At 60.6% G+C, this 22,885-nt stretch carries 20 protein-coding genes and 1 riboswitch; of the genes, 4 read left to right on the top strand and 16 right to left on the bottom strand.

Annotated elements, in window-relative coordinates; translation table 11 throughout:
* Positions 1–17 precede the first annotated feature (17 nt).
* Positions 18–914, top strand: a complete 897-nt coding sequence (locus tag DMP17_RS00820) for a DMT family transporter (protein ID WP_337827186.1) — start codon at positions 18–20, stop codon at positions 912–914.
* A gap of 37 nt (positions 915–951) precedes the next feature.
* Positions 952–1,080, top strand: a complete 129-nt coding sequence (locus tag DMP17_RS00815) for an entericidin A/B family lipoprotein (RefSeq protein ID WP_337827185.1) — start codon at positions 952–954, stop codon at positions 1,078–1,080.
* A 113-nt stretch (positions 1,081–1,193) separates the two neighbouring features.
* Here DMP17_RS00815 and DMP17_RS00810 read toward each other — a convergent pair whose 3' ends face one another.
* Positions 1,194–1,811: a DUF938 domain-containing protein gene (locus DMP17_RS00810; protein WP_337827184.1), complete on the bottom strand. Its 618-nt coding sequence runs from the start codon at positions 1,809–1,811 to the stop codon at positions 1,194–1,196.
* 133 nt (positions 1,812–1,944) lie between these two features.
* Here DMP17_RS00810 and DMP17_RS00805 point away from each other — a divergent pair, with 133 nt between their 5' ends.
* The gene (locus DMP17_RS00805; protein ID WP_337827183.1) at positions 1,945–3,165 is read left to right on the top strand and encodes a GAF domain-containing sensor histidine kinase; all 1,221 of its coding nucleotides are present in this window, start codon (positions 1,945–1,947) and stop codon (positions 3,163–3,165) included.
* Positions 3,166–3,374: 209 nt separating this feature from the next.
* On the opposite strand, the gene gcvPB is transcribed toward DMP17_RS00805, so the two are convergent.
* The 4 genes from gcvPB to gcvT all read right to left on the bottom strand — a co-directional run bounded on the left by gcvPB (position 3,375) and on the right by gcvT (position 8,140).
* A complete protein-coding gene (gene gcvPB / locus DMP17_RS00800) occupies positions 3,375–5,066 on the bottom strand; it encodes an aminomethyl-transferring glycine dehydrogenase subunit GcvPB (RefSeq protein WP_337827182.1) in 1,692 nt (563 codons plus the stop codon).
* Positions 5,063–6,421, bottom strand: a complete 1,359-nt coding sequence (gcvPA, locus tag DMP17_RS00795; RefSeq protein WP_337827181.1) for an aminomethyl-transferring glycine dehydrogenase subunit GcvPA — start codon at positions 6,419–6,421, stop codon at positions 5,063–5,065. The genes gcvPB and gcvPA overlap by 4 nt, the downstream gene beginning before the upstream one ends.
* A gap of 159 nt (positions 6,422–6,580) precedes the next feature.
* Complete coding sequence (gene gcvH / locus DMP17_RS00790) at positions 6,581–6,952, bottom strand: glycine cleavage system protein GcvH (RefSeq protein WP_337827180.1); 372 nt, start codon at positions 6,950–6,952, stop codon at positions 6,581–6,583.
* Between the two features lie 3 nt (positions 6,953–6,955).
* A complete protein-coding gene (gcvT, locus tag DMP17_RS00785; RefSeq protein ID WP_337827179.1) occupies positions 6,956–8,140 on the bottom strand; it encodes a glycine cleavage system aminomethyltransferase GcvT in 1,185 nt (394 codons plus the stop codon).
* A gap of 154 nt (positions 8,141–8,294) precedes the next feature.
* Positions 8,295–8,388, bottom strand: a riboswitch (glycine riboswitch).
* Positions 8,389–8,577: 189 nt separating this feature from the next.
* Here gcvT and DMP17_RS00780 point away from each other — a divergent pair.
* Positions 8,578–8,766 (top strand): DUF3008 family protein, encoded by a 189-nt coding sequence (locus tag DMP17_RS00780; RefSeq protein ID WP_337827178.1) that lies wholly within the window; start codon positions 8,578–8,580, stop codon positions 8,764–8,766.
* Positions 8,767–8,911: 145 nt separating this feature from the next.
* Here DMP17_RS00780 and DMP17_RS00775 read toward each other — a convergent pair whose 3' ends face one another.
* From DMP17_RS00775 to DMP17_RS00725, 11 genes are all read right to left on the bottom strand, one after another.
* Entirely contained in the window at positions 8,912–9,583 is a 672-nt protein-coding gene (locus DMP17_RS00775; protein WP_337827177.1) for an NAD(P)H-binding protein, read from the bottom strand.
* Complete coding sequence (locus tag DMP17_RS00770) at positions 9,583–10,755, bottom strand: deoxyguanosinetriphosphate triphosphohydrolase (protein WP_337827176.1); 1,173 nt, start codon at positions 10,753–10,755, stop codon at positions 9,583–9,585. Before DMP17_RS00770 ends, DMP17_RS00775 begins: the two co-directional genes overlap by 1 nt.
* Positions 10,756–10,758: 3 nt before the next feature.
* On the bottom strand, positions 10,759–12,927 hold the full coding sequence (locus DMP17_RS00765; RefSeq protein ID WP_337827175.1) for a tetratricopeptide repeat protein: 2,169 nt from the start codon (positions 12,925–12,927) through the stop codon (positions 10,759–10,761).
* 128 nt (positions 12,928–13,055) lie between these two features.
* Positions 13,056–14,564 carry a cell division protein FtsZ gene (gene ftsZ / locus DMP17_RS00760; RefSeq protein WP_337827174.1) on the bottom strand — a complete coding sequence of 503 codons (1,509 nt, stop codon included), beginning with the start codon at positions 14,562–14,564 and terminating at the stop codon, positions 13,056–13,058.
* Between the two features lie 168 nt (positions 14,565–14,732).
* Complete coding sequence (gene ftsA, locus DMP17_RS00755) at positions 14,733–15,992, bottom strand: cell division protein FtsA (protein WP_337827173.1); 1,260 nt, start codon at positions 15,990–15,992, stop codon at positions 14,733–14,735.
* A 4-nt stretch (positions 15,993–15,996) separates the two neighbouring features.
* Positions 15,997–16,980 (bottom strand): cell division protein FtsQ/DivIB, encoded by a 984-nt coding sequence (locus DMP17_RS00750; protein WP_337827172.1) that lies wholly within the window; start codon positions 16,978–16,980, stop codon positions 15,997–15,999.
* Positions 16,977–17,903 (bottom strand): D-alanine--D-alanine ligase, encoded by a 927-nt coding sequence (locus DMP17_RS00745; RefSeq protein ID WP_337829746.1) that lies wholly within the window; start codon positions 17,901–17,903, stop codon positions 16,977–16,979. The genes DMP17_RS00750 and DMP17_RS00745 overlap by 4 nt, the downstream gene beginning before the upstream one ends.
* Positions 17,896–18,888: a UDP-N-acetylmuramate dehydrogenase gene (murB, locus tag DMP17_RS00740; RefSeq protein WP_337827171.1), complete on the bottom strand. Its 993-nt coding sequence runs from the start codon at positions 18,886–18,888 to the stop codon at positions 17,896–17,898. The genes DMP17_RS00745 and murB overlap by 8 nt, the downstream gene beginning before the upstream one ends.
* A 122-nt stretch (positions 18,889–19,010) precedes the next feature.
* Positions 19,011–20,432, bottom strand: coding sequence for a UDP-N-acetylmuramate--L-alanine ligase (gene murC / locus DMP17_RS00735; RefSeq protein ID WP_337827170.1), 1,422 nt, complete (start codon positions 20,430–20,432; stop codon positions 19,011–19,013).
* On the bottom strand, positions 20,429–21,613 hold the full coding sequence (gene murG, locus DMP17_RS00730) for an undecaprenyldiphospho-muramoylpentapeptide beta-N-acetylglucosaminyltransferase (protein WP_337827169.1): 1,185 nt from the start codon (positions 21,611–21,613) through the stop codon (positions 20,429–20,431). Before murG ends, murC begins: the two co-directional genes overlap by 4 nt.
* The gene (locus DMP17_RS00725) at positions 21,610–22,836 is read right to left on the bottom strand and encodes an FtsW/RodA/SpoVE family cell cycle protein (protein ID WP_337827168.1); all 1,227 of its coding nucleotides are present in this window, start codon (positions 22,834–22,836) and stop codon (positions 21,610–21,612) included. Before DMP17_RS00725 ends, murG begins: the two co-directional genes overlap by 4 nt.
* Between the last annotated feature and the right edge of the window lie 49 nt (positions 22,837–22,885).

Genomic DNA, 22,885 nt, shown 5'->3' with positions numbered 1-22,885 from the left:
CGCGCCCGCTTGCGGGCATGGCTTTGCGCTTGCTGTCGGTTGCGATGCTGAGCGTCATGTTCGCCTGCGTAAAATTGCTCGGCGAACGGGGCGTGGGCGTGATCGAAAGCCTGTTTTACCGCCAGTTCATCCTGCTCGGCGTCGTATTATTATGGATGGCGGCGGGGCAAGGCAGCGGGCGCGGTGCGGGCTTTGAAGCGATGCGCACCCACCGCCCGATGGCGCATCTTATCCGCATGATTATCGGCATTGTCGCTATGGGGTTCAATTTCTGGAGCTACACCTTGCTGCCGATGGCGGAGGCGACCACCATCGGCTTTGCGGTGCCGATTTTCGCGACCGCGCTGGCCGCATTGTTGCTCAAGGAGCCGACCGGCATCCATCGCTGGGGCGCGGTGTTGGCAGGCTTTGTAGGGGTCGTCATCGTACTGCAACCGGGTGGCAGCCATATCTCGCTATACGGCGGCAGCGTCGCGATTGTCGCCGCCATGCTGACCGCGAGCGTCACCGTGGTGCTGCGCCGCCTTGGCGCAACCGAGCGCGCGCCGACCATCGTTTTCTGGTTCGCGCTGACCTCGCTCATACCGCTGGGCCTTGCGATGCTGCGTGTCGGGCAATTTCATGATGGCCCGACCTGGGGCCTTCTCCTGCTGATGGGGGTTGCGGGGGGCATCGCGCAGCTTGCGCTCACCGCTTCGTTACGCCTTGCGCCCATCGCGCTGGTCATGCCGATGGATTATACCGGCCTTCTGTGGGCGAGCCTCATCGGTTTCATCCTGTTTTACCAATGGCCGGGTGCAGCGACATGGTTCGGCGCCCCGCTCATCATCGCGAGCGGCCTTTATATCCTGTGGCGCGAGCGCGTTCGCGCTCAGCAAGCGTTCATGGAACCGGCGGCAAGTCCGGAACGTTGAAGCAGCACGAAATAATATATGAAGTGAGGGAAACTAGATGAAAAAGTCAGCTTTTGTTATGGTTTTGACAGCAATAGCCTTGTCGGTATCGGCGTGCGCCACCGTCAAGGGCGTCGGCAAGGACATCCAATCGGTCGGTCAGGCGGGCGAAGAAGCCATTAATTGATCTTGATACGCGCTTTTATAGCGTGAAACGCTGGAATATCCGGCTGGAGGATGGCTGGACGTGGGAAACCATGTCCGGCCATTTTTTGCGTATTGATAGCGCCTAGATGCCGCTCACTCCGCCATAAATTTGCGGAAAAGCGCGATGATATTATTGGCGGGCATGGGCGTCACTTGCTCCAGCGCAAAGTCGTAAAGATCAGCCAGTTCGGCGGCTTCCTCCAAAGTACGCAGGCCCCAAGTGGGGTTACGCTGCTTGAGGCTTTCGTCGAAAGCAAGGTTGGACGCCGCCGTTTCCACGCCCTCGCGGATATAAGGGCCATAGAGGATGAGCGGTTCGCCGGGGGCTAGCAGCTTTGCGCTCCCCCGCATCAACCCTTCGGTCGCCGCCCAAGGGCTGATATGCACCATGTTGATGCACAAAATCGCGGAAATATTGTCCATTTCCGGCCAGCCTTCGGGGGCGGACGCATCAAGCTTTAACGGCGCAAGCAAATTGGGCAAGTCCGCCGTCGCGCGCCAGCTTTCGATGGCTGCGACCGCCGCATCCGACCCGTCGCTCGGCTGCCACAGCATTTGCGGGAACCGCTGGGCAAAATAGAGCGCATGTTCACCCGTCCCACTCGCAATTTCGAGGATTTTGCCGGTATCTGGCAAAATTGCCTGTAAAATATCGGCAATCGGCCCGCGATTGCGTAAAGCGGCGGGTGATGAAGGTCTTGCTGGCGGCATATCCCTTCCTAACCGGACGATTGGCGCGATGAAACCCCTGTTCGGCGATGCTTTGTTGTCGTTTGTTCAGCGCGTTCTGCTATAGCTGCGCGCTCCACTCCTTTGCCGGACTATTATGCTCAAGGATTTCGACGTGAACGCCCCGCTTATGCGACAGCCCGTGCCCCACGATTATCGTCATGATATTGAAGCGGTTGGCCGGATCGAAGCTGTGCCGCGTATTCTTGACGTGATTTGCAAAACCACCGGCCTTGGCTTTGCTGCGGTTGCGCGCGTGACCAATGACCGCTGGATTGCGTGCAAGGTGCAAGACGATATTAATTTCGGCATCCGCGCCGGGGATGAGCTGGATATTGCGACCACCATTTGCAACGAGATTCGCGAAACGCGCCAAGGCGTGGTCATCAACCATGTCGCCGAAGACCCGATTTTCCACACCCATCCGACACCAGCGCTGTACGGTATCGAAAGCTATATTTCGCAGCCGATCATCCTGAAGGACGGCACATTTTTCGGGACATTATGCGCGGTGGACCCGCGCCCCGCCGCTATCGACAATCCGCAAACCATCAATATGTTCAAATTATTTGCCGATTTGATCGCGCAATATCTGATGGTGGATGGCCAGCTTCGTTTGACGCAGGACGAGTTGGAAGAAACGCAGGACGAGCTGGAAGAAGAACGCGAAACCGCGCGGTTACGGGAACAATTTATCGCGGTACTGGGCCATGATTTGCGCAATCCGGTGGCCGCCTTCCAATCGGGCATCCGCCTGCTTGCCGACCAGCCACTCGACCAGCGCGGAGAGCAGATTTTGGGGCTGTTACAAGGCAGCGTGAGCCGCATGGATGATATGATCCGTAATATGCTCGATTTTGCGCGGTTGCGGCTGGGGTCGGGGGTGACGCTCCACCATGATGCCGACCGCGATTTGTCCGAAACCATCGAACAGGTCGCGCTGGAATTAAAGGCCGCCAATCTGGAACGCCGCATCGAAATAGCGATCCCCGCTTTTCCGCGCCTTTCCGTCGACCATAACCGCATTGCGCAGATGCTGTCGAACCTCATCGGCAATGCGATTACGCATGGCGACCCTGACCAGCCGATCCGCATCGGCGGTTCGCTGTGCGCCAATAATCTCACCATCTATGTCGCCAATGGCGGCAAGCCTATCCCTGCCGACGCGATGCCGCATCTGTTTGACGCCTTTTACCGGCAGGACCAAGGCAAATCCAAGGATGGCTTGGGGTTAGGCCTGTTCATCGCCTCCGAAATCGCGCGCGTCCATGGCGGAACATTGAGCGTCGCCTCGGACGAGACGGAGACGCGGTTTACCTGCACCTTGCCGGTGTAGGTGCGCGCACCATCCTTCTCCCTCGATGGAAGAAGGATATGGAGCCTTAGCGAGGAACGAGCTTAGGCGCAGTTGGATGAGGGTGATCTCTCCGGAAAAACCGCGCTTGGCTGAGAGCACACCCTCATCCAGCTACGACTAGGCAGCAAGCTGCCAAGTCTTCACATCCTTCTCCCATCAAGGGAGAAGGATTGCGCAGGTCTATCTCCTCAGCCCCCGCCGATATTCGCGCCCGCACCGGTGCCAGCGGCTTCCGGCACGGATTCTTTCCAGCCGAGGATCGGTTTTCTTGCCGCCAAGGTTTCATCCAAACGGCGGCGCGGCGCGTAATAGGGCGCGTTTTTGAGGGTCGGATTGCCCTGCTTGGCTTGCGCCACCACCGAACGCAGCGCGCCGATAAATTGGTCCAGCACGCGCTTGGATTCGGTTTCGGTCGGCTCGATCAGCATCGCGCCATGCACCACCAGCGGGAAATACATGGTCATCGGGTGATAGCCTTCGTCGATCAGTCCCTTCGCCACATCAAGCGTCGAAAAGCCCTCGGCAAAGCCTTTGTCCGAGAAGATCGCTTCGTGCATACACGGCCCTGACGGTGCGAACGGCGCGTCGAGCATATCTTCCATCGAGCGCAGGATATAGTTGGCGTTCAAGACCGCATCCTCGCTGACCTGTTTCAACCCGTCCGCGCCGTGGCTCATAATATAAGCGAGCGCGCGGGTGAACATGCCCATCTGCCCGTGGAAGGCGCACATACGGCCGAACGTCTGCGGATGCTCTTCCGCGGCATTTTCTTCCTCGATGAGCCGGATATGGCCGTCCTCATAGCGCGCGGTGAAGGGGAGCGGACCGAACGGCGACAAGGCTTCGGAGAGCACCACCGGTCCCGAACCCGGACCGCCGCCGCCATGCGGGGTGGAGAAGGTTTTGTGGAGATTGATGTGCATCGCATCGACACCCAAATCGCCCGGACGCACGCGGCCGACGATGGCGTTGAAGTTCGCGCCGTCGCAATAGACAAACCCGCCCGCCGCATGGACCATGTCCGAAATGCGCTTCATGTCGCGCTCGAACAGGCCGCAGGTGTTGGGGTTGGTGATCATCACCGCCGCAACATCGGGACCAAGACGCGATTCAAGCGCCTTGATGTCGACACGGCCTTCGGGTGTTGCGGGGATATTTTCGACCTTATAGCCGGCAAAAGCGGCGGTCGCGGGGTTGGTGCCATGCGCGCTTTCCGGCACAAGGATGACCGAGCGCGCATCGCCGCGCGCTTCCAATGCGGCGCGGATACAAAGGATGCCGCAAAGCTCGCCATGCGCGCCCGCTTTGGGGGTCATCGCCACGCCGTGCATGCCGGTCAGTTTGATGAGCCACACTGCCAGTTCATTGATGACGCCGAGGGCGCCTTGCACCGTATCGACCGGCTGGAGCGGGTGAATATCCGCAAAGCCCGGCATCCGCGCAACCTTTTCATTGAGGCGCGGGTTGTGCTTCATCGTGCAGGAACCGAGCGGGAAAAAGCCCAGATCAATCCCGTAATTCTGGCGGCTGAGGCGCGTATAATGGCGCACCGTTTCGGATTCCGACAGGCCGGGCAGATTGATCGGGTTTTTGCGGGCCAAACTTCCCAACCTATTAAGCCCCTCCCCTTCAGGGGAGGGGTTGGGGTGGGGGTTGTTGACGGAGGCCGAGCTTTCCGACAGGCCCCACCCCCGGCCCCTCCCCTGAAGGGGAGGGGAGATTTGGTCAAAATCCACGCCCGTGGTCGTGCGGCTGCCAATTTCAAAAATCAGCGGCTCGTCGAGCATCAGCGCCTTGTTACCGGTGAAGGTTTCGGGGCCGGTCAGTTCGTCAGCGCCGCCCATTTCGGGGCGCCATCCGCTTGCGTTCAGTTCGCTCATTTCAGCACCTCCTCAAGCGCTACGGCAAAGGCTTCGACATCTTCCGCTGTGGTGGTTTCGGTGACGGCAACGAGCAACCCGTTTTCGAGTGCCGACACTGTGGGATAAAGCCGCCCCAAGGACACGCCGCCCAAAATGTCACGCTCCGCCAGTTCGCGCACAACCGGGCGCGCTTCCTTAGGGAGCACCAGCGTAAATTCGTTGAAGAAGCTGTCATTCAACAGCTTCACACCCGGCACCTTGGCCAAGCGGTCCGCCGCATCACACGCCAGCGCATGGTTGAGCGCCGCCAATTCGGTCAGCCCCCGCTCGCCGAGCAAAGTCATGTGGATGCTGAACGCCAGCGCGCACAGCCCCGAGTTAGTGCAGATGTTCGAGGTCGCCTTTTCGCGGCGGATATGCTGCTCGCGGGTCGACAGCGTCAGCACAAAACCGCGCTTGCCGCTTGCGTCCACCGTTTCGCCGCACAAGCGCCCCGGCATCTGGCGCACATATTTTTCCTTGGTCGCAAACAGGCCGACATAGGGCCCGCCAAATTGCAAGCCCACGCCCAGCGATTGGCCTTCGCCGACAACAATGTCCGCGCCCATATGGCCCGGCGCTTCAATCGCGCCAAGTGCGACCGGCTCGGTCACGACCGCGATGAGCAGCGCGCCCATTTCATGCGCCTTATCGGCAATCGGGGTAAGGTCGGTAATACGGCCCAAAATATCGGGATATTGGACGACGACGCAGCTTGTATCCTTGTCGATCGCGCCAAGCAGCCGCTCGGTATCGGTGTCTGCGACCAGTTCGGGCGCGGCAACGTCCAGCGTGTCGCCGGTAAATTTCGCCATCGTTTCGGCAACCGACACATAATGCGGGTGAAGTCCCGAAGACAGCACCGCCTTTTTGCGGCGCGTCACGCGGCCCGCCATGCTGATCGCTTCATAACAAGCGGTCGAGCCATCATACATGGAGGCGTTCGCGACGTCGCAGCCGAACAGATGCGCGACTTGCGTCTGGAATTCGAACAGGACTTGCAGCGTCCCTTGCGCGATTTCGGGCTGGTAAGGCGTGTAGGCGGTCAGAAACTCGCCGCGCTGGATCAGATGATCGACCGACGCAGGCACATGGTGGCGATAGGCCCCGGCGCCCAAGAAAAACGGCACGTCGCCCGCGACCATATTCTGACCCGCAAGCCGCTTCATATGGCGCTCGACCGCCATTTCGCTGGCATGATCGGGCAAGCCTTCAATCGTGCCGCTAAGCCGCGCTTCGGCGGGCACATCGACAAACAGGTCATCGACCGACTTTGCGCCGATCACATCGAGCATCGCCTTGCGGTCGGTGTCGGTCAGGGGGAGGTAACGCATGGGTTCTGGTTCCTAACCCCCTCCTTTAGGGGAGGGGCAATTTAGCCTTATGAGCGTATGCGAATTAGGCGTGTGGGGTGGGGTTTGTCGGCCCGCGTTGCGTTTGCGGACGAACCCCACCCCAACCCCTCCCCTGAAGGAGAGGGGCTTTTCTTCGCCTTACAGGCTCGCGATGAAATCCTTGTAGGCGGCCTCGTTCATCAGGCCGTCGAGCTGGCTTTTATCCGCGAGCGTCAGTTTGAAGAACCAGCCTTCGCCTTCGGGGTCGGTGTTGACGAGGCTCGGATCATCGCCCAGCGCTGCATTGCCTTCGGTGATGGTGCCATCAAGCGGGGCATAAACGTCGGACGCGGCTTTCACCGATTCCACGACCGCGGCGTCTTCGCCTTTCTTCACATCCTTGCCTGCTTCGGGGACTTCGACGAACACGATGTCGCCGAGCTGGCTTTGTGCATAGTCGGTAATGCCGACCGTCGCTTCGTCGCCGGTTACGTCAAGCCATTCATGTTCATCGGTAAAATAACGTGCCATAATTCAGACTGCCTTCCTCACATATTTGTGCGGTACGAACGGCATGGGAACCACGGTTGCCATGAGCCGCTTGCCGCGCACTTCAATTTCCAAAATCGTGCCGGGATGCGATTGTTCGGTGGCGACATAGCCCATCGCGATGGGACCACCGACGCTCGGCGCAAAACCGCCCGACGTCACGACGCCGACATGATGGCCGCCCGCATAAATATCCGCGCCTTCCCGCGCCGGTTGTTTGCCTTCAAGCGTCAGGCCCACGCGCTTGCGCTTGGCGCCATCGACCAGTTCGGCAAGAATATCGACCGCACCCGGAAAACCGCCTTCCAAGCGGCGGCGCTTGGAGATGGCAAAACCAAGATCGGCTTCGACCGGATCGGTTTCGGGGCTGAGGTCATGGCCGTAGAGCGGGAGGCCCGCTTCAAGCCGCAAACTGTCGCGCGCGCCAAGACCGACCGGCTTGACTTCGGGCGCTGCGGTAAGCGCATCGGCAAAGGCTTCGGCGGCAGCGGCGGGCAGTGAAATTTCAAAACCGTCCTCGCCTGTATAGCCCGACCGGCTGATGCCCAAAGGCACACCGTTCCATTCATAAGGCCCGGCCTGCATGAAGACGAGCCCGCCCACATCGGGGAGGCCGTCAACCGCAGGCTTGATGCCCAATCGCGTCAGAACCTCGACCGCTTTCGGACCTTGCAAGGCAAGCAAGGCTGCATCTTCGTCATAGTTGAGCGTAATATCGTCGGGCAATTCTTCGCGCAAATGGGCAATATCGTCATGCTTCACCGCGCCGTTCACCACGACATACAGATGGTCGCCCGCATTGGTGATCATCAGATCATCCAAAATGCCACCCTCTTCATTGAGCAACAGCGAATAGCGCATCCGCCCCGGTTTCAGCACGCTAATGTCGCCCGGCACGAGCGTTTCCAACGCTTCTGCAGCGCCTTCACCCGCAATCTGGAGTTGGCCCATATGGCTCACATCGAACAGCCCCGCATTTTCGCGGGTCCATAAATGTTCGGCCATAATGCCTTCATATTGGATCGGCATATGATAGCCCGCAAATTCGACCATGCGCGCACCCTTGGCACGGTGCCATGCGTCGAGCGGCAGGGTCAGCACTTCCAGTGCGACCGCTTCTTCGCCTTCAGTTATAGTATCGTCGCTCATCACACACTCTCCGTCGGTCACATAGCGTCCTTGCGCGCACCGGTGCCGCAAGCCCAAGCTATGCCCCCTCTGTCACGGGAACCTGAGAGTTTTCCTTTGAGGACCGTCAGGCCCAAAAAGTTACCCCTTCGGTGGGATAGCCCGCACGCGCGCCATCCGCTTTCCAGAGTGCCGACAGGATAATGCGGTCCCTTGTGACCTGAGAGTTTCCGGGGCGGTTGCTCCTTCGGTGGAGAGGTCAAAGCCTCCCGCTCTCCCGCATTTCCATCTGCCTTCGTTCAAAAAAGGCAGCGACTTGTCCCCGCCCATGAAGGCCATACAGAGTCGAGTCAATCCGCCTTGGGGCCAATATCGCAAAAAAGCCGCCCATATGCCGCGCAGTGGCGGAAACGGGCCGGAGCGCCCCGCAACCTTTTCGCCTTTGTCCGCGTTGGAAAGAAAGAGAAGGAGATTATGCCATGCCCGCCAAATCCAAAGCCCAGCAGCGCGCCGCCGGTGCCGCGCTCAGCGCCAAACGCGGCGAAACCAAAGTGTCCGAGCTTCAGGGCGCGTCGAAACAAATGTATGAAAGCATGACCGAAAAGGAACTGGACGAGCTTGCCAGCACCAAGACGGAAGACCTGCCCGACCATGTGGATGAGGATTGAGGGGGGTAGCTACTCCCTTCCCTACTCATTCGTTATCCCCGGCTTGACCGGGGATCCATCTCCTGATCGCCCGTTTTAAGGTGAGGGCGGGAGATGGATACCCGCCTTCGCGGGTATGACGCGGTTTTTATATATAAGCCGCCTATTACTTAATCCGCTTCGCCAGCGCCGCTATATCGTCATTTTCATGCACGAAGCTGCCTTCCGATGCGCGGTCCACCAGCGTTGCCATCGCGGCCGCTACTACGGCTGAATCCACCGAGCGATAGCGGCGCAGCGGGACGAAGCCCATCACCGCATCGGTGATCGGGCTGAGCAAAATGCCCAGCCGTTCGCCGACCCGTCGCTCGCTGCCGCGTTCGCCGCGCAGTAATCCGGGGCGCATCAGGTCGAGACGGTCAAAGCCGAGCGCGGCCAGACTTTGCTCGACCTCGCCCTTGACGCGCAGATAGAAAGTGCGGGTGCTGGCATCGGCGCCGACCGAGGACACAGAAATCGCATGGCGCGCCCCTGCCCCGCGCGCCGCCGCCATCACCGCCAGCACCAGGTGCTGGTCGACCGCGCGGAACGCCTCTTCGGATTTGCCCGCCAATCGCCAGGTCGTGCCGAGCGCGGAGATGATGCAATCGGGCTGGATCGCCGCAACCAGTGCGGGCCATTCCTCCACAGGGGCCACTTGTTCGTTATAATTTGCGCCGCTTATGCCGCTCGGCGTGCGGGTCAGCGCGACGACCTCATGCACGCCTTCATCCAGTAACCGCGCGACAAGTTGCCGCCCGATCAATCCGGTTGCGCCGACGATCAGAAGTTTCGCCATTACAGCCCCGCCGGCACGGCTGCGGCACCGTAGATTTCGGCAAAGCGGTTGAGCGCAAAACGGTCGGTCATACCCGCAATATAATCGGCAATATGACGCGCGCGTTGCGGATTGTCGGCGGGCAAGCGCGTCGCCCAATCCTCGCCCATCAAAACAGGGTCGGCGGCATAGGCGCTGAACAGGCCGGACACCACGGTGTCGGCGGCATCGGCGGCTGCAATCTGGGTCGGGTGATAATAAAGATTATCATACATGAAGCGTTTGAGCGCGCGTTCCTCGGCTTGCATTACGTCCGAAAAATTGCCGAGCGTCAGCCCTGCCGCGCGCACATCTTGTGCCGTTTCGATGCGATGCTCCATAAGTCGCGCGCGCGTTGCTTCAATCACATCATTGACCATCTGGCCGATCTGGTCGCGCACCAGTTCGCGTTGCAACCGCTCCTTCACAACGCCCGGATAGGTTGCGATAATCCGCTCCCAACCCTTGCGCACAATGGGTTGGCCGAGCAGTTGGTCCATCGTCAACAGCCCCGCGCGCAGGCCATCATCAATATCGTGATTATCATAGGCGATATCGTCGGACACCGCCGCAATCTGCGCTTCCAGACTGCTGTGGCGCGCCAGATCAAGGTCGAACGCCGCGTTCGCCTCCTCCATCGCCCAGCCGCGCTTTGCCACCGGCCCATTATGTTTAGCGAGCCCGTCGAGCGTTTCCCAACTGAGGTTCAGCCCGTCAAAATGCGGATAGACGCGCTCCAGAAACATCAAGGTTCTGAGCGTCTGCGCATTATGGTCGAAGCCGCCATGATCTTTAAGCGCGCGTTCCAGCGCCCGCTCTCCTGCGTGACCGAAAGGTGGGTGGCCGATGTCGTGCGCAAGGCATAATGCTTCGGTCAGATCTTCGTTCAACCCCAGCGCGCGGGCCATCGCCCGACCGATTTGCGCGACTTCGAGGCTGTGGGTCAGCCTGACGCGGAAATGGTCGCCATCGGGCGCGACAAAAACTTGGGTCTTGTGGCGCAAGCGGCGGAAGCTGATCGAATGGACGATGCGGTCGCGGTCGCGTTGGAACGCATCGCGCGGGCCGCGCGTGGTTTTGCCCTCTTCATGCAAGCGCCCCCGACTGTGCGCCGGATCGCTTGCATAGCCCGCCAATTGCCCCCCATTGACCATCGCTTAGCGCCTGCCGACCGGAGTGACCTCTTCGCCCGTATCGCTGGTCCAGACAAAACCGTCCCCGCCATTTTTCTTGAGCGAGGCGAGCCAGCTATTGGCATCGCGCATCGTGTCGAACGGCCCCACGAGCAGCCGCTGCGAACGACCGAACGGCGCGGTATAGCCGCTCTTTCCTTTAAAGATGGTCGCATTTTTGCCGACCGATTGACGGCGATATTCGCTGCCCATGACATTGGCCGCGCCGGTTGCAATCTGCACCCATGTGCGCGCGGGATTATCCTTTTTCTTGGCCGCTTCGGCAGCAGCGGTGGCAGCGGCCTCGCGATCCTTGGCGGCTTGCGCATCGGCAGCGCGTTTCTTGTCGGCTTCGGCGCGACGGGCAGCAGCAGCTTCGCGGTCGGCACGGATTTTATCCTGCCGCAAGCGTTCAAGCGTTGCGGCATCGACCGGCGCTTCGGTGCGGGTACGCACCACTTCAGGCGGGCGCACCGCTTTCACCAGATCATCCAGCGAAAAGGCTTTGAAGGTCGATTCCGGCGGGGTGACGGCAGGTGTCTGGGCCGCCGCTGCGGGCAGAGGTGCAGGGGTGGTAACCGGCGCTACATTGACCGGGTCGGTAAAGCCCGGCCCGATCACCGGCCCGCCATTTGCGCTTGATGCCGGAATATCGGTGGTGACCACCGCGCTTGCGGCTGGCGCAGGTGCAGCAGCAGGTGGCGTGGAAATCGCGCGCGCGCCGCTATCGACCGGTCCCATCGGGCTGGCGGAAACAGGCGCGGTGGCGACCGGTGCAGGGGGTTGCGGCTGGGGAACAGTCGCCATCGCGGTTTGAACCGGCGGGCGTTGCGCTCTGGCCGCTGCAAGACGCGCGGCTTCCGCATCGCGGCGTTGCTGGGCGAGCCGCGCGGTTTCGGCCTGACGGGCTGCTTCCGCTTGCCGCGCAATTTCAGCCTCGCGCGCGACCGCTGCCTGACGGGTGGCTTCGGCCTGCCGCGCCGCTTCGGCCCGTGCAGCGGCTTGCGCGGCGTTAGCATCGGCCACCCGCTTGGCTTCGGCCTGACGGGCCGCTTCGGCCTGTTTTTCCTCATGCTCTTTAAGCAGAGCAAGCTGTTCGGAGCGCGACAATTTCACCGGACGGCCATCTTCATCAACGAAACGCTTGCCCGCGAGCGGATCATTGGCGGCGGCAACGGGGGTTGCGGTGCGGCCCTTGCTGGTGTTGCGGCTCGTTTGGCGGGCAGCCGTTTGACGTCCACCGCGCGAGGGCGCGGCTTTGGCCGCCGTGCTTGAGGCGGCGGCAGGCACATTGCCGCCCGCATTGCGCCCGACCGCAGCCAGTTGCGCATCGCTTGTCGGGAACTGGCCATAATGGACCGCCAGCGCCATTTGGCGGTTCGACAGCCGGTTCATCTTGGTAAGATAAGGCGTGAGGCCGCTCGCGACATTGGCGGGCATGGTCGTGCGGACAATTTCGACCGCTTCCTGTGTGCGCCCGTTCATCGCGAGGATGAAGGCGCGGTCACGCCAAGCCGCGCGGTCCTTGCGCTGGAGAAGCGGCGCGATAATCTGGATCGCGCGGTCGGTCTCGCCGCCAATGCCGAGCGAGAGCGCATAGTTGCGCAAGGTCTGATCACTGGGGCTAACCTGCAGCGCCATCTGGTAATCGCGCTGCGCCTTGGCATTGTCGCCGATAAGGTCATAAGCCATCGCGCGTTCGGCCAAAAAGCCGCGCTCCGATGTGCCAAGCTTCACCGCCTGGTCAAACATGCGCAAAGCTTCGACCGGATTTTCAAGCCGCACCAATGCTACGCCCATCCCCGCCATCACGCGGCCATTATTGGGCGCAAGCGAACGCGCGCGGTTCAAAAAGCCGTAAGCGGCCTGTGCATCACCCAATATATTAGCGGCCATTCCTGCATCGACCAGCGCATTCACATCATTGCCATTGGTGCCGATGCGGGTGAGCGCGCTGGTCAGCATCGCCTGCGCGTCGAGTTGCGCACGTTCGGCGGCGCTAATCTGCGGCGCGGGATTGTTGGCAGGGGGCGCCGTGCTAATCTGGGCAGCGAGACTGGCACCGGAGGCGGGAATCAAAAGCGCAAGCGTCAAAGCCGACGCGCGCGTAACAGCATATGTCCGCGGCAATTTTACACAATTTTTGTTCGTCATGGGCTCCAGCCTATAGCATGGTTCACCTGAACCAAAGCTAACATTTTGACGCCGTAGAAATGACAATCCCGGCACGCTTGCGACGTACCGGGATTTATCCGCGTCAAACGCGCTATACGCGCAATCGCTTACTGGTTGTTCTGGCGGTTGAGAAAACGCGGAATGTCGATTTTCTCGTCTTCACCTTCGCCCTCGCCGTCCGGCTTGCGCGCATTGCCGCGCGATAGGTTGGACATGCGTTCGAACAAAGTGCCGCCGCCGGTCGAAACGCGCGGGCTGGCCGGAGCGTCGGCCTGCGGCACGGGGGCAGCGGGTGCGGCTTCGGGCGCATCCAGCACCAGCTCGTCGGCAGGCGCATCAAATTCCGAGCCAAGATCGTCATAGACAATCTTTTGCGCTGGCGCATCATGTGCGGTCACCCCGCCTTGATTGTCGACCACCGGTTCGGGAGGCGTCAGTTCGATCGGCGCTTCGTCGCTATTATGCGCGGGCGCATCGAAACCGGGCGCAGCTTCGGGTGTCGGAGCGGCGGGCGCAGGCGTTTCGGCTTGCGGCGCGCTATAGGTTGAAGCCGCAGCAGCGGGGGCGGCCGGAATCGGCGTCGGCTTGCGCGCGGCGGGGAAAGAGAAAGCCCGCGTCGGCTGCGCGCGCTGTTCAGCAGCGGCTTCCGCGTCGGCATCAATGCCGGTCGCAACCACCGACACGCGGATTTTGCCCTGCAGATTATCGTTGAACGCCGAACCCCAGATGATGTTCGCATCGGGATCGACCAGCTCGCGGATATGGTTCGCTGCTTCATCGACTTCCATCAGGCGCATATCTTCGCCGCCGGTAATCGAGATGATGACGCCCTTTGCACCGCGCATCGACACACCGTCCAAGAGCGGGTTGGCAATGGCTTTTTCGGCTGCTTCGAGCGCACGGCCATCGCCATCCGCTTCGCCGGTGCCCATCATCGCCTTGCCCATTTCGTGCATGACGGAGCGCACGTCGGCAAAGTCGAGGTTGATGAGGCCGGGCATGACCATGAGGTCGGTAATGCCGCGCACACCTTGTTGCAGCACTTCGTCGGCCATCTGGAACGCTTCCTTGAAGGTCGTGTTCGGGTTGGCGACAAGGAACAAATTCTGGTTCGGAATGACGATCAGCGTGTCGACATTTTTCTGTAACTCTTCGATACCCGATTCCGCCGAACGCATACGGCGCGAGCCTTCAAAGGTGAAGGGCTTGGTGACAACGCCGACGGTCAGGATACCGCGGTCGCGCGCGACCTTGGCGATGACGGGCGCAGCGCCCGTGCCGGTGCCGCCGCCCATGCCAGCCGCGATAAAGCACATATGCGCGCCTTCGAGCGCCTGCTCGATGGTCGCGATGGTTTCTTCGGCAGCAGCGCGGCCCACTTCGGGGCGCGATCCGGCGCCAAGGCCTTGTGTAATATCCGGACCAAGCTGGATGCGGCGCTCTGCAGGCGAAGAGTTCAGCGCCTGCGCGTCGGTATTGGCGACGACAAAATCGACCCCTTCGACACTTGCGGCAATCATGTTCGCGATCGCGTTGCCACCGGCACCGCCGACGCCGATGACGGCAATACGCGGCTTCAATTCGTCAACCTGCGGAGGACGGATATCAATGCTCATTCAACTTGGCTCCCTCACCCCATTTTCGACAAATGGGCTAAAAAATATATTCGAACAGCCCCCTGCTCGTTCCGCTCAGCTTTGCACTAATTTTGGACCGGAAGCACGTATAAATTTAACCTTTTAGTAACGCGACTGTAAATTTCATGCCTCTTTTGGGGCAACTCGTCAGAAATTGCTACGGAATGCGGCAACAAGCCGGTCGAGCAGGGCTGGTCCCGATGCGCGGACAACCTCTTGCTCCTCGATGGAAAGCGAGCGCAAATCAACCGGATCGGACGCCGCATATTGCACCAGTCCGGCCAGCGTTGCGAAAGCCGGACCGGCATGGGCTTCGGGCAATCCAATAAGGCCTTTGGGGCGGCCAATCCGCACCGCGCGGCCCAACGCGCTTTGGGCATAATCGGCCATACCTTTCAAATCCGCGCCGCCGCCTGCCAGCACCACCTGCCGTCCGACAGGGCCGGTAAAGCCCAAATCTTTCAACGCCTTGCCGATTTCGGTCAACATATAGTCAAGCCGTTGACGGATCACCGAAATGAGCTGCGCGCGGTTGACCTTCACCCCGTCGGTTTCCAGCGCATTGGTGGGCGGCGCGAGCTCGATCATCTCGCGGCTGTCCTGCGGGCTGGGCGTGGCCGAGCCATAGAAGCATTTGGCGCGCTCCGCCTGACTGCGCCGCACCCCGAAAGCCGAGGCTATATCGTCGGTAATATCCGATGCGCCGAACGGGAGTGAGGTCAGACCGACCAGCATCCCGCCTGCAAATAATGACACATTTGTGACAGATGCGCCGATTTCGACCAAAGCGACGCCCAAATCGCGTTCTTCGGCAGACAGGCACGCCATGCCCGTGGCCATAGGCGATGCGACGATGGTTTCAACATTGAGATGCGCTTGGCGCACACACATATCGAGATTGCGCACCGGCGATCCGTCCGCCAGCACGACATGGATATCGACGCCTAACCGGTCGGCATGGAGGCCGAGCGGATGCTTGACCCCGGCAAGACCATCGAGCGTATAAAGTGCGGGCTGGGCATGGAGGACCATGCGCCCATCAGGATCAATCGTGCTGCGGCCTGCCGCCAGCAGATCGTCAATATCTTCCTGCTCGACCCGGTGCCCGCCCAGTTCTACTTCGACGCGCGCAATATCGCTCGACAGGCCGCCAGCGGAAAAACTCACCCACACATCTTCGATATTGGTGCCCGCAATCCGTTCGGCCTGCTCAATCGCTTCGCGCACCGCCTGTTCGGTCTTGTCCATGTCCGCCACATAGCCGCGCTTGACGCCCTGGCTCTGGCGCTGGCCTGTCCCAAGCACATGGATTTCGCCATTTTCGGTTTCGCCTGCAATCAGCGCCGATACTTTCCACGACCCGATGTCGAGCGCGGTAATCAGACGTTCTACGCGCGGTGCCGCCATGAACTTATCCCTCTTTTTTCTCTGCCTTAGCCTCGCTCGGCTTATTTTCCGCCGTTTTATTCTCGCCGCTCTTGACCTCGGCTCCGTCGCTGCTCGCCGGCGCCTTTTTGTCGGGCAAGCGCAGCACGAAGCGTTCCGGATCGCGCATATCAAAGCGCAATATGCCCCGGCCCAGCAAGCGGTTCATGCCGTCCATCCGCGCGAAATTGGCAAGCGCCTTCTTCGCATCGGTTTCGCCTTCGGGGAGCGAGAGCGTTTCGCCCGACTGGAAGCGCAAGTCCCAGCGGCGATTGCCGACCCATGTTGCGCCCGCGACCAATGGCTTCAACGCAGGCGCTTCGGCAAGCAGCACATCAAGGTCGCGCGTCTGTTCATTCGCGCGTGGGCCGATAACCAGCGGCAGATCGGGCATGGTCGCGACCGTTACCGGTTCCAACACCACGCCGTTCACGTCGATGAGCGAGAGCTTATGCTGGTTCTGCCACACGGCGGTCGGCGTGCGCTCGACAATGTCGATGACGAGCGTGTCGGGCAAGCGGCGGCTCACCCGCGCATCTTCGACCCAGCCATATTTCATGAGGTCGGTGCGCAGCGCCTCCAGATCAACCGACGCCATCGAGCGGTTCTTCTGGTTGAGCGCAAGGTCGTAAATCTTCATCTGGTCGATGCGGTTGACGCCCAGAACTTCGACCTTTTTGACTTCAAAGCCCGCACGGCCAACCGCATGGGCGACCTCTTCATTGACCTTGGCGGTGACGCCAGTGGAGGCGGCAATCGCATAAAGGCCCAAGCAAAAAGCGCCGAAAATCGTCCAGCTTGCCACGCGCTCGACCGTTTTGGGCTGCACCGGCAATTTGGCGAGCAAGGCGGCGGTGCGTGACGGCGGCGCTTTGCGCGAACGCGTGCCGTTTTTGGACGTTACCCGCACACGGGTCGGCGCTTGCCGCCGTGTCGTCGCCTTTCCGCGTTTGATCTTTGCGGTCGTCATGTGAGTGCCTCCTCGACAATCATTTCCACCAGATCAGGATAGCTGATCCCCTGTTGCTTGGCCTGCTCCGGCACAAGGCTGAGCGGCGTCATGCCCGGTTGGGTGTTGACCTCCAGCAGATAAATGCCCGCCAAACCCTGTTCTTCATCCCAACGGAAATCGGAACGTGATGCGCCTTTACAGCCCAAAAGATTATGCGCGTCGAGCGCCAATTGCATCATCCGGTCAAACGCATCTTGCGGGATTTGCGCGGGGCAAACATGCTCGGTCATGCCTTCGGTATATTTGGCGTCGAAATCATAAAAGCCGGTCTTGGGGACGAGTTCGGTGACGGTGAGCGCGCGGCCGCCCAGCACCGCGACCGTCAGTTCGCGCCCCTTGATGAAGGGTTCGGCCAGCAGTTCGTCAAATTCCTGCCAAGGCCCCGCAACATCGCGGCCAATCGGATTGCCATAATTGCTGTCATCGGTGACGATGGCGACGCCCACGGACGAGCCTTCATTGACCGGTTTCAGCACATAGGGACGCGGCAACGGATCGCGCTCATAAAGGCTCGCCGAAGACACTATCGTGCCTTCGGGCATCGGGATACCGGCAGGGACGAGGCGTTGCTTGGTCAATTCCTTGTCAATCGCGATGACCGATGTGACCATGCCGCTATGCGTATATTTGACGCCCATCAGGTCGAGCATCCCTTGCACCGCGCCATCCTCGCCCGGAACGCCGTGGAGTGCGTTGAACACCACATCGGGCGCGGCTTCGGCGATTTTGGCCGCGACATTGCGATCCATGTCGATGCGCGTCACCTTGTGGCCCTTGCTTTCTAGCGCGTCGGCAACACCCGCACCGCTCATCAGCGACACGGGGCGCTCATTGGCCCAGCCACCCATTAAAACTGCAACGTGCCAGAGGCCTTTAGTCATCATTCTGCCTTCTCAAATTTTCCGACGCATTATCTTTGTTTGGCGCTCCGGCGAACACGCCTACGCTATCTTTGTTTGGCGCTCCGGCGAACACGCCTACGCTTTTTGACGCTCCGGCGAACACGCCTACGCGCTGGATTTCCCAATGGAGATCAACGCCGCTTTTTTCCTTAACCCTGCGCCGCACTTCTTCGCCAAGATTTTCAATATCGGTCGAGGTCGCATCGCCGGTGTTGATGAGGAAGTTGGTGTGCTTCTCGCTCACCTGCGCGCCGCCGACGGTGAGGCCGCGACAGCCCGCTTCATCGACCAGCCGCCAAGCCTTGTCGCCATCGGGATTTTTGAAGGTCGAGCCGCCGGTTTTGGAGCGCAAAGGTTGCGAGGCCTCACGGCTTGCGGAGATTCGATCCATTTCGGCCTGGATGGCCGCGGGTTCGCCCGGTTCGCCCTGAAAGGTCGCGCTCACCACAACCGCGCCTTCGGGCAGCTCGCTATGGCGATAGGTGTAGCCGAGGTCAGAGAGCGCCAGCGTTTTGAGCGTGCCGTCGCGCGTCACAATCTGGCAGTCGATCAATATGTCCTTGACCTCGCGCCCGTAAGCGCCGCCGTTCATGCGGACAAAACCGCCGACCGTCCCCGGAATGGAGCGCAGAAATTCCAAGCCAGCTATGCCTGCATCGCGCGCGGTCGAGGACACCAGAATTCCAGACGCCCCCCCGCCGCAAGTGAGTTGCTGCGCGCCGCTTTCGGTCACTTTGGCAAAAGGCTTGCCGAGCCGCACAACAACCCCCGGCACGCCCCCATCGCGCACGATGAGATTGGAGCCGAGGCCCAATGCCATTACCGGCACAGCGGGATCGAGGTCGCGCAGAAAAACTTGCAAATCTTCGAGATCTTTAGGTTCGAACAGCCATTGCGCCGTGCCGCCGGACTTGAACCATACAAGCGGTGCCAATGGCGCATTGGGCGTCAATTTGCCACGCACTGGGCCCCTCCCCTTTAGGGGAGGGGTTGGGGTGGGGGTTGTCGGCAAGTGTTGAGACTGGTTGACAGCCCCCACCCCCGACCCCTCCCCTGAAGGGGAGGGGAGATTGGTTTCCCCCCCGCTCATTCGCGCGCCTTCCCGATAGCGTCGGCAAGCCCCGCCGCGACTTTGGTAATATCGCCCGCGCCCAAGCAAACGATCATATCATGCGGCTTCAAATCAGCCGCCAGCGTGGTCGCTAATTCTTCCGGCCCCGCCAGCGCCGTCGCGGCATTATGTCCGCGCCGCTTGATGCCGACGACCATTTCATCCGACGACACGCCCTCAATCGGCTGTTCCCCCGCTGCAAAAACCGGAAGCGCATAGACGACATCGGCGTCGTTAAACGCTTGCTGGAAATCATCCATATGATCGCGCAGACGCGTGAAGCGATGCGGCTGGACAACCGCTACGACACGTCCCTGCGCGCCTTCGCGGGCGGCGGATAGCACTGCGCGGATTTCGACCGGATGATGGCCATAATCGTCGATGATGGTGACAGCGCCGTCGTCCGTCGCGACTTCGCCAACCTTGGTGAAGCGCCGCTTGACCCCGCCAAATTTGGCAAAGCCGGTGCGGATGATGTCGCTTGCAACGCCCATATGATGCGCAACCGCAACCGCCGCGAGCGCATTTTGGACATTGTGACGACCCGGCATCGGAAGCTCTATGCCCTCAATCGTTTCGACATTGCCGTCACGGTCGCGGATGGCCACGTCAAAGCGGTTACCGCCGGGGATGGGTGTGACGTTCAAGCCCTTCACATCGGCCTGCGTCGAAAAGCCGTAAGTGATGATGCGCCGGTCGCGGATGCGCGGCAGGATCGCCTGCACTTCGGGATGGTCAAGGCACAGCACCGCCGCGCCATAAAAGGGCACATTTTCGATAAATTCGACAAAGGCATCCTTGATGCCGTCAAAATCGCCATAATGGTCGAGATGTTCGGGGTCGATATTGGTGACCACCGCAATCGTGCCGTCCAGCCGCAGAAAGCTGCCATCGCTTTCATCGGCTTCGACCACCATCCAGTCGCTCGCGCCAAGGCGGGCGTTGGAGCCATAGCTGTTGATGATGCCGCCATTGATGACGGTCGGGTCCACCCCGCCCGCATCAAGCATCGCGGCGACCATCGAGGTGGTGGTGGTCTTGCCATGCGTGCCGGCCACAGCGACGGTATTTTTAAGCCGCATCAACTCGGCCAGCATTTCCGCGCGGCGCACCACGGGGATGCGGCGTTCATAGGCGGCTTCGACTTCGGGATTGGTTTTGCGGCTCACGGCGGTCGAGGTCACGACCACCGCCGCATCACCCAGATTATCGGCATCATGGCCGATCTTCACGTCAATGCCGCGCCCGCGCAGGCCTTCGACCACATAGCTGTCAGCCATGTCGGTGCCTTGGACCTTATAGCCCAGATTGTGCATGACCTCGGCAATGCCGGACATGCCGATGCCGCCAATGCCGATGAAGTGGATGGTGCCAATGTCGGTGCCGACGCCTTTCATCGTGCGGCCTCCTTCATCGCGGGCGCAAAGCCGCTGGAAGGGGCCGCCGATTGCGCTGTGCCCACGCGGATCACATCCATCAAGGGCGCGCCGCCGGTTGATTCCACAAGGTCGGCCAAATCGCGGGTCGCATCGGGCAAGCCGCAACTTTTCGCGCGCGCCGCCGCATTGGCAAGCGCACCGGGTTCCAGCGCAATCTTCTGGATCTGCTTGGCCAGTTCCTTGGGTGTAAATGCCGATTGCGCAATCGCGCGCGCACCGCCTGCGGCCACCATCGCTTTCACATTATAGCTTTGATGGTCGTCCGTCGCACTGGGGAGCGGCACGAGAATAGCCGGACGCCCCGCGCAGGTAAGCTCCGCAATCGTCGACGCCCCTGCCCGGCTGATAACCAGATGCGCCCAATTAAGCTTGTTGGGCATATCGGTAATATAAGTTGCAAGTTCCGCCGGGATGCCATGTTCTTTATATTTGGCGCGCACCGCATCAATATCTTCGGCGCGGCATTGCTGGGTGACCTGCAAGCGGATCTTGAGCGCGGGCGGGAGCATGGCAAGGCCATCGGGCACCACATTCGACATGATGGTCGCGCCCTGACTGCCGCCCGTCACCAGCACGCGGAACACGCCATCTTCCTCGAACGGCGGGAAGTCTTCATCGCGCAGCGCAATGACTTCGGCGCGCACGGGGTTGCCGACCATATGGGTTTTGGGAAGGCAGCTATCGGGCAAACGCTGGATGTCGGGATAAGCGGTCGCAATCGCATCGACCCGCTTGGCGACCAAGCGATTGACGCGGCCGAGCACCGCATTTTGTTCATGGATGAGGGTCGGCACCCTGCATTTGCGCGCGGCGAGCAAAGCGGGGAACGCCGGATAACCGCCAAAGCCGATGACCGCAGACGGTTCAAAGCTTTCATACAAACGCGCCGCCATAGCGCGGCCTTCCCAGATCGCCTTGGCGGCCTTCATCCAGCCAATCGGACCACCGGCTATGCGGCCTGCGGGGAGGATATGCACCTGGCCTTTATCGAACAGCCCCGGAATCTTCGCGCCGCGTTCATCCGTCACCAGCGCGACATGATGGCCTCGCCGGGTCAATTCCTCGCCCAACGCAAAAGCGGGGATCATATGGCCGCCTGTCCCTCCGGCAGCCAAAACATAATGACGCGATGCACTCATTTACGGTTCCATTTCACAACATGGCCTGATCGCACCAGATAGGGGTTTCTGCGCGTCAGTGACAATAATAATCCCATGCCGATACACAGCGCGAGCATTGACGAGCCGCCATAGCTGATGAACGGCAAGGTCATGCCCTTGGACGGGAATAACTGCGTATTCACCGCCATATTGATGATCGCCTGTCCGCCAAATTGGGTGACAAGGCCCGCGACCGCCAAAATGGTGAACTGGTCTTCTTCATCGAGCAGGCGGATGAGCACGCGCACGACAATGGCAAGATAGATGCACGCAATCGCGATACAGGCAAACAGGCCAAATTCTTCACCGATGACGGAGAAAATATAGTCGGTATGCGCTTCGGGAAGCTGGAATTTAGCAACGCCCGCGCCGGGGCCAGTGCCGCCAAGCCCGCCGCCGGTCAGCGCCGCATGGGCCTTCACCACCTGGAAATCATCGCCCTTGGAAAAGAGCCAGATGTTGATGCGGTTATGCGCAACCGAATAAGTGAAATAGGCAACCACAATGCCCACCACACCCGACAGGCCAAGCAGGCCGATAATGCGGAACGACATGCCCGCAATCAGCATCAACACCAGCCAGCTTCCGCAAAAGATGATGGTTTGTCCAAGGTCGGGCTGGAGCATCAACAGCGCCCCGACCACTGCGGTCAATCCTATCGACAAAGGAATGACTGGGAGGCTCTTATCCTGCACTTTCCATGACAAAATCCACGCAGTGGTCACGATGAAGAAAGGCTTCAGAAATTCCGACGGTTGCAAGCGGAGCAGGCCCGAGCCCAGCCAGCGTTTCGCGCCATTCACCTCATTGCCGATGACCGGCACGAGCAACAGCAAAGCCAGAAACAACATCGCGCCATAAATGGCAAAGCGCCGCGCCTGATCTTTGGGCAGCATCGAAATGACCAGCATCACCGGCACACCGACAATCACCCACGCAATCTGGCGATACAGATAATAAAGCGGCGCAATGCTTTCGGTCGTGGTCGATTGTTTCATCGCCGACACCGGCGAGGCGGCGGCGACCGCGACCAGACCGATCGCAATCAACACCGCGAGTAACGACAACAGCACGCGGTCGATTTCCCAGAACCACACGCCCAACGGGCTGCGATCCGCACGGCTCAAGCGCGGCGAACGCTTACGCAAGCTCGCCTTGGGCGTGATGATCGGCTTAACAATGTCAGCGGTGCCGTCGCTCATGCCTCTATCCCCGTACTTCCTGCTTCTTCCCTCTGCGCTACGGCCCTTT

It is taken from the genome of Pseudonocardia sp. TMWB2A (assembly GCF_017312135.1).
Note: the sequence above shows the minus strand (reverse complement) of the source record. Positions and strands in the feature narration are given on the sequence as shown.